The sequence below is a fragment of the Flavobacterium sp. GP15 genome, assembly GCF_014281985.1.
GTDB classification, from domain to species: domain Bacteria; phylum Bacteroidota; class Bacteroidia; order Flavobacteriales; family Flavobacteriaceae; genus Flavobacterium; species Flavobacterium pygoscelis.
Genome location: NZ_JACFTC010000002.1, coordinates 65,829 through 79,034, shown reverse-complemented (window position 1 = coordinate 79,034; position 13,206 = coordinate 65,829). Strand labels below are relative to the sequence as shown.

The following is a 13,206-nucleotide window of genomic DNA, read 5'->3' as shown; positions in this document are numbered from 1 at the left end:
TTTAATAGTTCTGTGCGATATCTTTTGGTAGTCCTTTTTTAATCATAAAATAACGAAGTATAGTTTTGTTTTTCAAAAACCTTCTGAACAATTGATTTTTAATAAAATAGCTCAACTTGTTACTTTTTAGAGCGAAATTAGAATAGCCTGGAGTAATCCTTTTACTTTCATCCGCTAAATCATCTAATACTTTTTTCATCCAATCTTCATAAACATTCCCCATATGATAAGCAAAATTATTCTCCGTTGTTAAACGCCAACCTCCTTTTTTAGTAACTGGAACATCAAACAGCAATCGATCAAACTTTGAACTTATATATTCATCTATTTTTATTTTTAAATTTTGTTCCAAAACTTCATTCTTGTATGTTGCCACAAAATGCCCAGAACCAATAACTGCTTTACAATTTGAACTGTCTGAAATCGTTAATTGATAACGCAAATATTCTTTATTATAGTCATTATCCCAACCAATGCTTTTATAAAAATGTTTTATTCCTCCTGGGTTAATAACCTTTGTGAATTTTAATTTATTTGAAAAAAAATTATCAAATAATACATTCGCACATAAATACGAAAATGATTTTAATTGAGGGACTATTCCAACAACTCCAGCTTTAGGAAACGTATTAAAAACTTTCATTGTTTCATTTTGCCATCCATTCAAAAAAAGAACATCGGCATCAGCTATAGTTACATACATAAAATAATGTCCTTTCAACCCTTTTAATACCGCATTATTTTTACCAATATTAGAAGTATGAATGAGTTCCTTTATAAATTCATTGTTATAAAGTCCATTGAGATAATTCACTACTTCCTCACAACTCCCATTATTAACAATAGTAATAAAGGTTTTGGAATGAACCGTTTTAAACAAAGAATTCAAGCAAAGTTGTAAAATTTTAAAACAGTCGCTGAAATACCCTTCGTTATTAGGAATATAAACGGGAATGATTAATTGATGAAGATAATTAATCTTTTCGTGTTTTCCGTTTTTACGTGGATTGGTTCCTACTCGCATTATAATCTAATATCTTCAAAAAAAACATTACCTAAATCTCCACTTATTAACGTTTTACATATTATTCTATATTCTTTACTCTGCAAATATTTTGTAATTTCACTTTGCAAATCATTTTTCAAATCAGTATCAGATTCTACTAAAATTATTTTTGGTCTGAATCTTTCCCAATCATTAGATTGTAAAACTTCCAAATCAAATCCTTCAACATCTATATCTAAAAAATCAATCACTTCACCTTTTTCTAAATGTTTCGATAATATTGACTTTAAACTAACTGTTTGAATCTCTTTTTTTTCTACAATTTTATTTTCTAAGTTATGTTCTTTTATAAAACTATAATCTAATGTATTCATAGAGGAAAAAGCATCTTGTAACATATAATAGGTCAATGTTTCATTACCTATCCCTACAGCATTATTAATAAAAATATCTGATTTCCTTTTTTTGGTAAATAGTGTTTGCATTTTAGGATTAGGGTCAACGCAAATTCCTTTCCAACCTCTCAAATGAAAATAATAAGAATTAGAAGCTTTAACAGGATCCCAACAGCCAACATCAACATAAACGCCTATTCTATTAACCTTTAAAATTTGTTTTAATTGCATATCTTCTCCTGATTTAGAAAAGCTAATATTATATCTTTTATAAATTTTTCTCTTTATAATTTCTTTTATTTCATTTATCATCTTCTAAATGATTAAGTATTTTATACAACTGCTTTTTAAAATTAGCATCGGAGAAGTAATCTCTAAATGGGTTTACTTTTTCGTTAGAAATCATTCTATGATCTATCAAAGCCTTTAATTTTTCTTTTATCTCTTGTACATTATTCATATTTGCAATGAACTTTTTGTCTGTAATAATTTCTCTCAATTCGCTTTTTTCAGGAGAAACACATAAAACAGGTTTGCCAAAAGCAGCCAAAAAAGGTGCTTTTCCAACTAAAACATTACAGTACAAAGGGCCGTTTTCGAGAATAATAACAATATCACTGTCGTGAATTTGCTCATTTGATGAGTTAGAAAAATTCAAACAATCCAAAATCTGAAAATTTTCTATTGAGCTAAATTTTTGTTTTAATTGTTGTATTCCATCTCCTTTCAGTCTTAATACAAATTCTGTATTTTCTTTATAAATAACATCTTCTTGCAATAATTCTTGATAGGCAATCAATAAATTCTCAATATTTCTACCAAACATCAAAGCTCCATGATACGAAATGCTAATCTTTTTATTTTTAGCTAACATTTGACTTTTATCAGACAAATCAAATACTGTCTCATCAAACTGGTGTGGCAAAGTATAAAACTTGTTTTTTGATGCATATAAATGTTCTAAATCATGAGACATCCATTGTGCGGAAGTCGAACAGGTTTTAGCTTGAGCAACAATTTCCATCATTCTTTTTAATCTAAACAACTCTAAATTTGAAGAAGTAGTTTTTGTTCCTACATACCAAGATAGAGGATATGGATCGTGAAAATTAACTATTGCTTTTTTTAGAATTGGTAAATTATGAGTTGCCAAAATCATTTCGTGATCTATTCCTGCACTTCTAATAAAAATATGATCATAAGTTGTATAATCTAACGCTTCAATAACTTTTGCATATTGTTTATGAATATAACGTTCTTTTAAAGAAACATGAAACAACCTCCAATAAAACCGATTCCAAAATAAAGTCCAGAAAGGAACTTTAGTATTGACAATATGTTTTTTAATTGTATCAACGGGTAACAAATCCAAGCGATCCTCTGTATCAGTATGAGCAATATAAACTGAATCAATTACAGATTTTGAATAGGTTTTTCTCAATTTAGCAATAAAAGAACGAGAAACGATACCCTCACTTGTTCCTGAAACCCTCAAATCTTGAACAATAACTAAAAACCTCATCTAATACTTTTTTTTATCTTTAAACTTAAAGTGAAAAATCTTTTGAACTGCAAGAACTTAAGATACAATGAAAAAAGTTGTAACCAACGCTTAAGATTTTTCTTATTATCTAATAATGTTTTTTCAATACGATTAAAAATTTCTTGAACTAATTGCTTAGATAATTTAGTGTCATACTTATGTAACAAAAAATGGTAAAACTGAAACGTAGCAATATTTTTGATTACACTATCATCCGTTCTGCTTGTAATATTTATTCCACTTAATCTAAAATAAACAATTGCTTCATTTATCGTAAAAATCTGTTTCCAATTCGAAAATTCCAAAACTGCTAATAAATCACTATACCAAGCCAAAGGAAAATCTTTAAATTGTACCTTATCTACAACTTTCTTTTTAAAAACATACTCGCTCAAAGAACTGCGAGTTCCTCCTTTAAACTTTCTAATCAAAAAATCAACTGCTATTTCTATTTTAGGATGTTGATGAATTTTGGATATTGTTTTACCGTTTTTATCAACAACCTGAGTTGCAAAGCGTACTACAGTACTATCCAAATCTTCTATTTCTTTTAAATTTGAATAAAAAGATTCGACACAATTACTTTCAAGCACATCATCATCCCCCAAAATTATAATCCAATCTTCATTACTAGAAAGGGCAATACATCGATTCCATTGCTGAACTAAAGATATTCCTCCTAGATTTTCTTCAAATTTTTGATAAACAAAATTAAATTGATCCTGATATTTATCTAGTAATTCTTTTGGATTATCAAGACTCGCATCGTCTCCGATATAAACTTTGAATTGTTTATTGGTTTGATTAGCTAAGGATTCTACGGTTGCTCCAAAAAAATTTATTTTATAATATGGAATTACTATAGCTAAATTATTTTTCATCTTTAAAAAAATTAGCACTTAAAAAACTAATCACAGATAACAATCTAAATTTCTTCAACTTACTTTTTACAAAAAGTGCAGTTCTGAATGTTTTGCTTCTTTTTATTTCATTTAATTTATTTGCATTATCGTAAGCTCTTTTATAATATCTTTTTGTTTGATGTAGCATTAGTGATTTATAACTTTCTAAATCCATGTATTTTTCAAAAATCTCCATTGCTTTAAAATGATCTTCTTCGAATGAACAACTTTGTGTTCGACTTTTGTTGTGTTTTCTGTAGTAACTTAATACATTATCCAAAACCAATATTTTTGGATTTTTCTGAAACAAACGCAACCACACTAACCAATCTTCTTGGGCCGTAAGGTCACAATTATATTCAATACCATCAAACAAATCTTTTTTAATAATAGCGCTATGAATTGGGATTATTATTTTATCTCCCCAAAACAACAATAAATCATTAAAATTAAGCAAATTAGAATTTAATGTTATGGGATATAAAGTATTATCAACAGTGTTTTGAAAGTAATTCGTACAATTAAATACGATATCTAAATTAATGTTTTTCTGAAAACTAGAAATTGCTAAATTAACTTTATCGGGGTGAATTAAATCATCACCATCTAGAAATAAGATAAAATATCCTTTAGCACGCTTCAATCCAAAATTCCTAGCACTACTAACTCCTTTGTTTTCAGAATTTATAAATACAAAACGATTGTCCTTAGAAACATATTCGCTTAGAACACTAACTGAATTGTCACTGCTTCCATCGTTAATCAAAATACATTCCCAATTAGAATATGTTTGATTTACAACAGAATTTAATGTTTCTTTTAAATATTTTTCCTGATTATAAATTGGGATAATTATAGAAACTAAATTCATTTTGATTAACTATTAAATTAAGTTCGTGCATATTTCATAATTACATATCCTCTCTTGAAATAATACGCTAGATAAAAAGCGAGGAAAAAAGCAATACCTTTATTAAAAGAAAAGTATTTACAAATCATTTTGAATCCTTCATCAGTATTATATGTTTTCTTTTTTTTTAATGCTAAATCAAATGAAACTTGCATATATCCAGATAAAAACCATTTTATTAATCTTAGATCATTATACACCATCAAATCTTTTGCAGTTTCAAGTTTTAAATTAGCAAAAATTAACATGTAATTTGTCTTGTCTAGTTTATTTTTAATTGAAATCGAATCTTTATGTAATCTTCTATGTGTTACTACTTCTTTTATAAAAATACCATTTAAATGTTGCTGAAATACTTTAATGAAAAAATTATATTCATCTCCGTCAGTTATTGATTCATTAAATACAATATTTGTTACTTTTTTTCTGTGTCCTAAAAAATCATCTGTAATCCATCCTATCCTATATAATGCAATATTTTCTGCAGTAAAATCAACATTAGCTTTATACAATGCATTTGGAGAATCTAATAATTCTTTAGTTTCGTGATCAAAATTTATTGTTTCCGTAACAACAAAGTCTAAGTGATTTTTGATTAAAGTATCATGGGCAATTTCTAGATGTTTAGGCAACATGATATCATCACTATCAAACCATTTTATATAGGTGCCTGTAGCTTTGGTAAATCCAAAATTACGACACGCATTCGCACCTTTTTTTAATTGACTAGGTCTTTTATAAACTTTAAAACGATTATCCTTAATCTGATATTCTTTAATAAGACTAAAAGAGCTATCCATACTTCGATCATCAACTAGTATACATTCCCAGTCAGTAAAAGTTTGTTTAACAATACTATCTAGGGTAAAAGATAATAAATTTGCTCTATTATAGACAGGAATTATAATTGAAACTGCTGGACTTTTAGACATTTTTTCTTAAATATATTACTACACGTCTTGTGAATTTTATTGATTGCAAAAAATAAAAATTTGCAAAAAATAAAAATATTACTCTACAAAAGAAAATAGAATCAACCTGATTTATTTTATAAATTAGTTGTTCATATTGCAACAATATATCTCTGCGTTGGAATCGTCGAAATTTATTAATATGCTTGAAAACAAAAAATCTATAAAAATCCACCTTGGCATTTATCTTTTCTTCTGTTTTATAATTAGCTCTAGAAATATTCTCTTCGCTTATTCTAAAGCTAACACTTGATGAATTAATAGTGTAAATGTTTTGAAAACCTGAGAATTCAAGCCAAGCGCGGTCGTCAGAGTGCCATGCTAAAGAATAATGCTTAAAGCCATGTTGTTCGTAATTATTTCTTTTGAATATATATTCGGACAATGAACTTCGTGTTTGATCCATTAGTTTTCTGTAAAAAAAATCAGTACTTTTTTCGATTTTGGGATGTGTATAAAGACTAGAAAAAAGTTTGTCTTTTTCATTATATGTTATAGTCGCGAAACGTATTACATCGCATCTAAAATTAATTATTGATGGCATGTTATTATAAAAACCTGCAATACAGTCTTTATTAAGTGTATCATCATCACATAAAACCATCAACCATTCTTCATTACTTGATAAAGCAATACAGCGGTCCCATTGCTTTGTTAAAGTAGCTCGTCCTATATTTTTTTCAAAACGATGGTATTTAAAATCAAAACTTCCTTCAAATTTTCTAAGCAAAAAAGTGCAGTCTTCTGGACTGGCATCGTTGCCAATATAGACTTTGAAGCGCTTATCTGTTTGATCGGCTAACGACTGTAAAGTAGCCTCAAAGAAAGTCACCTTATAAAACGGGATGATAATTGCTAACATAAATTATAAGGTTTTTTTTTAATAAATTTTAAAAAACCTACGAATCCTATCACTTTTAAAAAAGCAACGATTTTGATAGCCAACTTAAATGTATTTGAATTTTTCAACACAGACAATTTATTCTTATGAAATTTAATCTCTGTTTCTAAAGTAGTTATTTGTAAATACATCGCTTTGAATTTACAAATAAATAACTGCTCAAAATCTACTATGTTCAAATGATTTTTGAGATAAATTAAGGCTTTTAAAAGATTTTCCTGCATTAAATCTAAATCCTTTGTCATGCTGCTGCAATGAATTCTATATAGAACTAAAGTTTCGTTAAGAAAAACACAATTAGGATTGGTTTGAAAAATTGATATCCACATTATCCAATCTTCTTTTGCTTTAAGCTCTAATGGAAATCTAAAATTATTGAAAAAACATTGCTTGAAAAGCCCGCAATGAATTGGTATTGAAAACAACACATCCCAATCATATAAAATAGATTTATAATTTAAGTATTCTTTCTTTAAAACGCAGTATGGCTTGCTGGTTGTAGTAAACTCTGTTGTAAACATTTCAAAATTTGAGACAACTAATTTTGCGTTATTTTCATTAATGCTATTGATTGATTTTTCTAATTTGAATTTGTTCAAAACATCATCACTATCTAAAAACTGAATATAATCTCCAATAGACAAATCCAAGCCAGCATTCCTGGCACTACTTAATCCCCCATTTTCTTTATAAACATATTTAAATCGATAGTCTTTTTCTAACCATCTTTTAGCTATTTGTTCAGTATCATCTGGACTGCCATCATTTACTATAATACATTCCCAATTAGTATAAGTTTGCTCTAATACAGATTGCAAAGCCTCAGACAAATATTGTGCTTGATTGTAACAGGGAACTATTATGGATATTTGTTGGTTCACTTGATTAATATTGCTTTAAAATGAGATAAAATTTTTCTAAAATATGACATCTCAATTTTACCTTTTATAAAAATATTTTTCAAAATTAATTTTATACCTAAAAAATACTTTCCTTTTTTTAAGTACTGAAATTCATTATAATCTATCCAAGATTCATTCCACAGATGGACTGCAAAACTGTCTGAGGACAAATAATCTTTATATTGTTTAAAATCTTCTTTATTACTATGCGGTAATGGATAAAAAAAAGTAAAGGGATAGATAACAATAATATCTTGCTCTGTTTTTTTATCAAAAGATAAAAAGTAATTATATTTTTTTCTATAAATATCTGTAATAATTCTAGGTATTGTAATATGGCTAAAATCAATATCATTATTTATGCTTATTAAATCATATTGCGATATACAATCCTTAATAAATTCATTATTTTTTACTGACCCGATTACCCCACAACTAATAAAAAATTTATCTTCCGCTCCAAAAAAACATTTGTTATCTAATAAATTATTGAAAGATTTCAAAACCATCATATCAGTATCTAAATAAATACCTCCATTTACATATAGAACATTCAAACGTATATAATCAGCAACAAAAGCCCATTTTTTTAAACGATATACTTCTTTTACAAAAAGATGAGATAGATCTGAGTTGTTTTCATTCCATTCAATAAATTTATAATCAGGCAAATATTTTCGCCAGGATTTGATACAATCCTGAACTAGTTTTGGCTTTCGTTTACCACCAAACCAACAATAATGAATAATTTTTGGAATCATTAAATCATTTTAATTTTATGCAAATCTATTCCTACAGTATCGCCTAATTCATGAAACAAATAATAACCTTCTTTCCTTAGCAATACTAATGAATTCTCTTTATCCTCTTTATTCAAATTCACGCTTTCAAATTTTATCATAGCTGGTTTAAATTCTCTAAAACTTAGCATTTTTAAAATTTCATAATCAAACCCTTCTGTATCTATTTGAAAATAATCTATACTAGTACTTTTATAATTGTATTTTATAATATTCATCAAATTTTCAGATATTACATTAACTTTTACTATATCAATTGTATCAATATTTGTTTTTTTATGATGCAAAGGATCAAGCGATGCTATTCCTTTTACCCAATCAGGGTATTTACATTGCGAGTTAGATGCAATTTTATAAATAGACACTTCTTTTTCTGTCGGATGAACGGCACTATTTATTTTAATGATTTTTGGAAAATTTTTATAATTTATTACTAATTCATCAAAATATTCCTTTATAGGTTCTATTACAATGCCCGTAGAATCTCTCTTTATTACAAAATCATATAAAAAATCAAAACTTATTCCATCATTAGCTCCAACTTGAATGAAATCAAAATTTGAATTTTCTTTAAAATTATTAATCAAAATATTTTCACTAGAGAGAAATCTTCTTTTTATGTAAACTCCTTTTCCAAATTTGTTTAGAATTTTTATTAAATACAGAAACAAACAATTAATTAAATATCTCATAATTTTTTTATCTCTAATTTTTTATGAATAATTTTATTCCAAGCCGTATCTAATTTTCTGCCAGATCCAAAAACATCTTCACCAATGACTTGAACTTTAATAGCATTTTCAAGGCTTTCATAATTTGGACCTTGATCCCCAAAATATAAATTAATCCAATAATCTTCTGAAGCATATAATGGAAAATCATATATTATGATTGATGCTATTCCTGGGCCTTTTTTAATTTCAATACTATTTCCTAAATGCTTATTGTTTAAACCTATATAAGAGATCTGATCACAATCTTTAAATACAATACCAATCTCACCCTCAAAAAAATCTCGTTGCGCATTAAAATATAGCTTCAATTCAAATTTAGATCCTGAATATACTGAATTACTCAATATTCCATCACAAAATAATTCAGCTTTTAATAATCCATAATTAGGATTTTTTTTGTCTAGATGAGAATTAAAATTAAAAACACCTATTTGCTCATCATAACTATTATAATCATCAGTCATAAAATATCTAGCAATACTATCTTCAACTTTACCCTCAAAAACAACTTTTCCATTTTCCAAAACAATCCCTCGCGTACACAAATTCTTCACCGCCGCCATATTATGACTTACAAACAAAACAGTCCTTCCGCCCTCTCTAGAAATATCCTGCATTTTACCGATAGCCTTTTTTTGAAATTCAGCATCACCCACGGCGAGAACTTCATCAATAACCAAAATTTCGGGTTCTAAAAAAGCGGCAACTGCAAAAGCCAAACGAACGGTCATTCCTGAACTGTATCTTTTTACAGGTGTATCAATATAGCGTTCACAACCAGAAAAATCAATAATCTCCTCTAATTTTGAGGCAATTTCTTTTTTGGTCATTCCTAAAATAGCCCCATTGAGAAATATATTTTCTCTACCAGTCATTTCACCATTAAAACCAGTTCCTACTTCTAACAAGGAAGCAATTCTTCCTCTTGATTTTATACTTCCAGTGGTAGGCGCTGTAACCTTAGATAATATTTTGAGCAAAGTAGATTTACCTGCTCCGTTCTTACCAATTATCCCAAGGACTTCTCCTCGTTTAACTTCAAAATTGATGTCCTGTAAAGCCCAAACATAATCACTATTTCCTTTTGTAGAACGGTCATTGACATCGCCAATTTTTAGATATGGATTTTCCTTACCTCTTATTTGGTGCCACCAACGATTTAAATCATGACTCAGCGTACCTATACCGACTTGGCCTAAGCGGTATTGTTTGGAAATATTTTCGGCTTTAAGAATAACATCTCCATTCTTCTCTTCAACATCATAAGAAGTGGAATGAATGTTTAATTCCTTATTTCGTAATTCTTTGTCCATTATTTACTTTGAGTTATTTCTTCTTCTTGTTGACTGTTTATTATAAGTGCAGTTTTTTGGTGGTCACTTTTATAAATAATTAAAAATCAACTCTTTTAAAAGTTTTCTAAAATCAATTCCTAAATTTTATAAACACAAATAGGCGACTATTTTACACGGCTTCGCAAACTCAGTCACAGGAATGAAAGAGATAAATTACACTTTATTTTACTTAGGAAACGTTACTTTTAATTTAAAAAAAACCTATCATTATGTCTTAAACAGTACATCTTGAAAAGATTATACTGTATCTATAAAGTTCTTTTCAGTTCTATTAAAAATTAAAACTCCTACTAAAAATAAACTTATTGTTACCACAGTTGTATAAATTAATCCTATAACAGAAACTTCACCCACATTTAAGAGCATATATCGCGTACTTTCAATAACATAAGCTAAAGGATTGTATTGTACCAGCCAAGCATAATGAGGTATTTTTTCTTTAATCAATGCCAGAGGGTACATCACTGCAGATACATACATGAGCAACTGTACTCCAAAACCTATTAGATAACTAAAATCCCTGTATTTGGTAACCAATGAAGAAATAACCATTCCCAAACCTAAGCCTAATATACCCATTAAAACTATTAGAAAAGGAAAAAATACAATCGCAGGGTTAAAATGTAAAGCAGCACCTTGAAAGTAATAAAGGAGATAGAAAACAATAAAAATAAAAAATTGAATTCCGAATTTAATTAGATTAGAAATTACAATTGAAAGCGGAACAATTAGTCGCGGAAAATAGACTTTTCCAAAAATACCTGCGTTGCTACCAAAGGTATTAGACGTTCCGTTGAGACAGGCCGTAAAATAATTCCATATCGTTATTCCTGCTAAGTTAAATAAAAACGGAGGAACACTGCCTGTGCTTATTCCTGCTAAATTATTGAATATAATAGTAAAAGTAATTGAGGTAAATAACGGCTGAATCAGATACCAAAGCGGCCCTAAAACGGTTTGTTTGTACATTGTTACCACATCTCTTTTGACAAAAAGAAACAATAAATCTCGATACTGCCAAACTTCCTTTAAATTAAGTGTGAAAAATTTATTTTTTGGCGTTATCTCAAACAACCAATCGTTATTTTTCTTTTCTGAATGATTCATTTATTTATGCTATAATCTATTACTAAAGTCTGTCTTAAGATAAACTAATTTTTCAACATTTCACATTAACTGGTTAGTATAAAAATGTTATTAGACAAAAAATATAAATTTAGTAGACAAAAAAATAGTGTAAAGGTAAATCATAAAAACGTATAAATAAAAAAAGCACCCAGTTATTAAACTGGATGCTCTTTCAACTAATTCTAAAACTTAATAATCAATATAATTTTATTTTATTAGTCATTAGGAAGACATAATTTATTATATAAAAGCTCATTTAATGGTATTGGCCATATGTACTGAGAATCTGTTGTAGCTACAGATGGAGCACCACCCTTTGCAGGGAAATTTTGTGCTAATCTCATAATATCTGGAGATCTAAAACCTTCACCTAGTAATTCAATCCTTCTTTCTATTGCAATTTGATTTAATAAATCTTGAAAAGTCGCAAAAGACGCCGCCGTAAATATAGTAGTAGCATCTGATCTACCTCTTACTGCGTTCAATAATTGAATAGCTCTTGCATCAACTGTTTTATTATCTCTTACAATCGCCTCTGAAAGATTTAAAAGTACTTCAGCATAACGAATTACAGCAACAAAATCAGGATCTGAAGCATTTTTAGTCCATTTATTCAAATACGTTTTTCCTGAATTCACGACATTTAAAGCTTTTCGTGCATCAGTAGACTTCCAACCAGCATTTGAAAGGATTCCTGTAGGAAGCAAGGAATATTCGCCAGTACCAACAGTTGGATTGTAATAACTAACTAATGAATTTTGCGTTCCAGGAATATCTGTAGGACTATAAGCAAATGAAAACATATTCTCAGTGGTTAATGCAGGAGTAGCAAAAACAGCACCTATAGTAGGAGCTAATTTATTTGAAACTCCGGTAATAGAAGAGAAAGGAGCTGACATTGTAACTATTTTATTAGCTTCAGCAATAACCTTATCATACTTATTCATACTTAAATATACTCTAGTTTTTAATGCAATAGCAGTATTTTTATGCGCTCTAGTTGTATTGTCATAGGCATTCGCATTAGTCAACTGTAAATTTGCCTCAGCGTAATCTAAATCAATTATGATTTGGTCATAAACAGCGGCAACTGATGCACGAGCTAAATCACTACTTCCACTATTTGTTTCGGGTTTTAAACGCAACGGTATTCCTGGTTTTGAACCATTACCATCCCAATAAGGTCTAGCGTACAAAGTAAGCATAGAATAATAAGACAAAGCTCTTAAAAATGATGCTTCAGCTTTATACTGAACTTTTAATGATGCTGGAATAGGAGCTCCTTCTAAACCCGCAATAACAACATTACATCTATTAATGGCTAAGTATCCAGCGTACCATAAATTATTAACTTCGTTAGTGCTAGATTGTAAACCAAAATTCCATGTAAATAAGTTGGTAACACCATTAGATCTATCATTATTAAACTCTTCCCCACGCACGTCTTGATAATTAAAATATCTTCCGCCATAAAACTGTCCTGTTTTGACACCACCATACATACCCAAAACCTGCTGTAAAGCTCTATCTGGTGTTTCAAATGCAGTAACGTCGCTAATTCTTGTTTGATTGACAGGTGACAAAGCATCTGTGTCGGTACAAGAAGATATTGCTATTGAGGCAATAAGTAATAAATATATTTTTTTCATTATTTCTTTT

At 28.6% G+C, this 13,206-nt stretch carries 13 protein-coding genes; all 13 read right to left on the bottom strand.

Annotation, left to right across the window (positions count from 1 at the left end):
• Position 1 precedes the first annotated feature (1 nt).
• Positions 2–1,024: a glycosyltransferase gene (locus tag H2650_RS04540; protein WP_188049580.1), complete on the bottom strand. Its 1,023-nt coding sequence runs from the start codon at positions 1,022–1,024 to the stop codon at positions 2–4.
• A complete protein-coding gene (locus H2650_RS04535) occupies positions 1,024–1,713 on the bottom strand; it encodes an FkbM family methyltransferase (protein ID WP_188049579.1) in 690 nt (229 codons plus the stop codon). Before H2650_RS04535 ends, H2650_RS04540 begins: the two co-directional genes overlap by 1 nt.
• Complete coding sequence (locus tag H2650_RS04530; RefSeq protein ID WP_188049578.1) at positions 1,703–2,923, bottom strand: hypothetical protein; 1,221 nt, start codon at positions 2,921–2,923, stop codon at positions 1,703–1,705. The genes H2650_RS04535 and H2650_RS04530 overlap by 11 nt, the downstream gene beginning before the upstream one ends.
• Complete coding sequence (locus H2650_RS04525; RefSeq protein WP_188049577.1) at positions 2,920–3,825, bottom strand: glycosyltransferase; 906 nt, start codon at positions 3,823–3,825, stop codon at positions 2,920–2,922. Before H2650_RS04525 ends, H2650_RS04530 begins: the two co-directional genes overlap by 4 nt.
• Positions 3,815–4,717 (bottom strand): glycosyltransferase family A protein, encoded by a 903-nt coding sequence (locus H2650_RS04520; protein WP_188049576.1) that lies wholly within the window; start codon positions 4,715–4,717, stop codon positions 3,815–3,817. The genes H2650_RS04525 and H2650_RS04520 overlap by 11 nt, the downstream gene beginning before the upstream one ends.
• A 17-nt stretch (positions 4,718–4,734) precedes the next feature.
• On the bottom strand, positions 4,735–5,688 hold the full coding sequence (locus H2650_RS04515) for a glycosyltransferase family 2 protein (protein ID WP_188049575.1): 954 nt from the start codon (positions 5,686–5,688) through the stop codon (positions 4,735–4,737).
• Positions 5,681–6,589, bottom strand: coding sequence for a glycosyltransferase family 2 protein (locus tag H2650_RS04510; protein WP_188049574.1), 909 nt, complete (start codon positions 6,587–6,589; stop codon positions 5,681–5,683). The genes H2650_RS04515 and H2650_RS04510 overlap by 8 nt, the downstream gene beginning before the upstream one ends.
• Positions 6,583–7,509, bottom strand: a complete 927-nt coding sequence (locus H2650_RS04505) for a glycosyltransferase family 2 protein (protein WP_370566806.1) — start codon at positions 7,507–7,509, stop codon at positions 6,583–6,585. The genes H2650_RS04510 and H2650_RS04505 overlap by 7 nt, the downstream gene beginning before the upstream one ends.
• Positions 7,506–8,291: a glycosyltransferase gene (locus H2650_RS04500; protein WP_188049573.1), complete on the bottom strand. Its 786-nt coding sequence runs from the start codon at positions 8,289–8,291 to the stop codon at positions 7,506–7,508. The genes H2650_RS04505 and H2650_RS04500 overlap by 4 nt, the downstream gene beginning before the upstream one ends.
• On the bottom strand, positions 8,291–9,022 hold the full coding sequence (locus H2650_RS04495; RefSeq protein ID WP_188049572.1) for an FkbM family methyltransferase: 732 nt from the start codon (positions 9,020–9,022) through the stop codon (positions 8,291–8,293). The genes H2650_RS04500 and H2650_RS04495 overlap by 1 nt, the downstream gene beginning before the upstream one ends.
• Complete coding sequence (locus tag H2650_RS04490) at positions 9,019–10,377, bottom strand: ABC transporter ATP-binding protein (RefSeq protein ID WP_188049571.1); 1,359 nt, start codon at positions 10,375–10,377, stop codon at positions 9,019–9,021. The genes H2650_RS04495 and H2650_RS04490 overlap by 4 nt, the downstream gene beginning before the upstream one ends.
• Before the next feature lie 279 nt (positions 10,378–10,656).
• On the bottom strand, positions 10,657–11,526 hold the full coding sequence (locus H2650_RS04485; RefSeq protein WP_188049570.1) for an ABC transporter permease: 870 nt from the start codon (positions 11,524–11,526) through the stop codon (positions 10,657–10,659).
• Between the two features lie 236 nt (positions 11,527–11,762).
• Complete coding sequence (locus tag H2650_RS04480; protein WP_188049569.1) at positions 11,763–13,196, bottom strand: RagB/SusD family nutrient uptake outer membrane protein; 1,434 nt, start codon at positions 13,194–13,196, stop codon at positions 11,763–11,765.
• Between the last annotated feature and the right edge of the window lie 10 nt (positions 13,197–13,206).

Coding starts and splice junctions, on each gene's coding strand:
- H2650_RS04540 (WP_188049580.1), bottom strand. CDS start 1,024: ATGCGAGTAGGAACCAATCCACGTAAAAACGGAAAACACGAAAAGATT.
- H2650_RS04535 (WP_188049579.1), bottom strand. CDS start 1,713: ATGATAAATGAAATAAAAGAAATTATAAAGAGAAAAATTTATAAAAGA.
- H2650_RS04530 (WP_188049578.1), bottom strand. CDS start 2,923: ATGAGGTTTTTAGTTATTGTTCAAGATTTGAGGGTTTCAGGAACAAGT.
- H2650_RS04525 (WP_188049577.1), bottom strand. CDS start 3,825: ATGAAAAATAATTTAGCTATAGTAATTCCATATTATAAAATAAATTTT.
- H2650_RS04520 (WP_188049576.1), bottom strand. CDS start 4,717: ATGAATTTAGTTTCTATAATTATCCCAATTTATAATCAGGAAAAATAT.
- H2650_RS04515 (WP_188049575.1), bottom strand. CDS start 5,688: ATGTCTAAAAGTCCAGCAGTTTCAATTATAATTCCTGTCTATAATAGA.
- H2650_RS04510 (WP_188049574.1), bottom strand. CDS start 6,589: ATGTTAGCAATTATCATCCCGTTTTATAAGGTGACTTTCTTTGAGGCT.
- H2650_RS04500 (WP_188049573.1), bottom strand. CDS start 8,291: ATGATTCCAAAAATTATTCATTATTGTTGGTTTGGTGGTAAACGAAAG.
- H2650_RS04495 (WP_188049572.1), bottom strand. CDS start 9,022: ATGAGATATTTAATTAATTGTTTGTTTCTGTATTTAATAAAAATTCTA.
- H2650_RS04490 (WP_188049571.1), bottom strand. CDS start 10,377: ATGGACAAAGAATTACGAAATAAGGAATTAAACATTCATTCCACTTCT.
- H2650_RS04485 (WP_188049570.1), bottom strand. CDS start 11,526: ATGAATCATTCAGAAAAGAAAAATAACGATTGGTTGTTTGAGATAACG.
- H2650_RS04480 (WP_188049569.1), bottom strand. CDS start 13,196: ATGAAAAAAATATATTTATTACTTATTGCCTCAATAGCAATATCTTCT.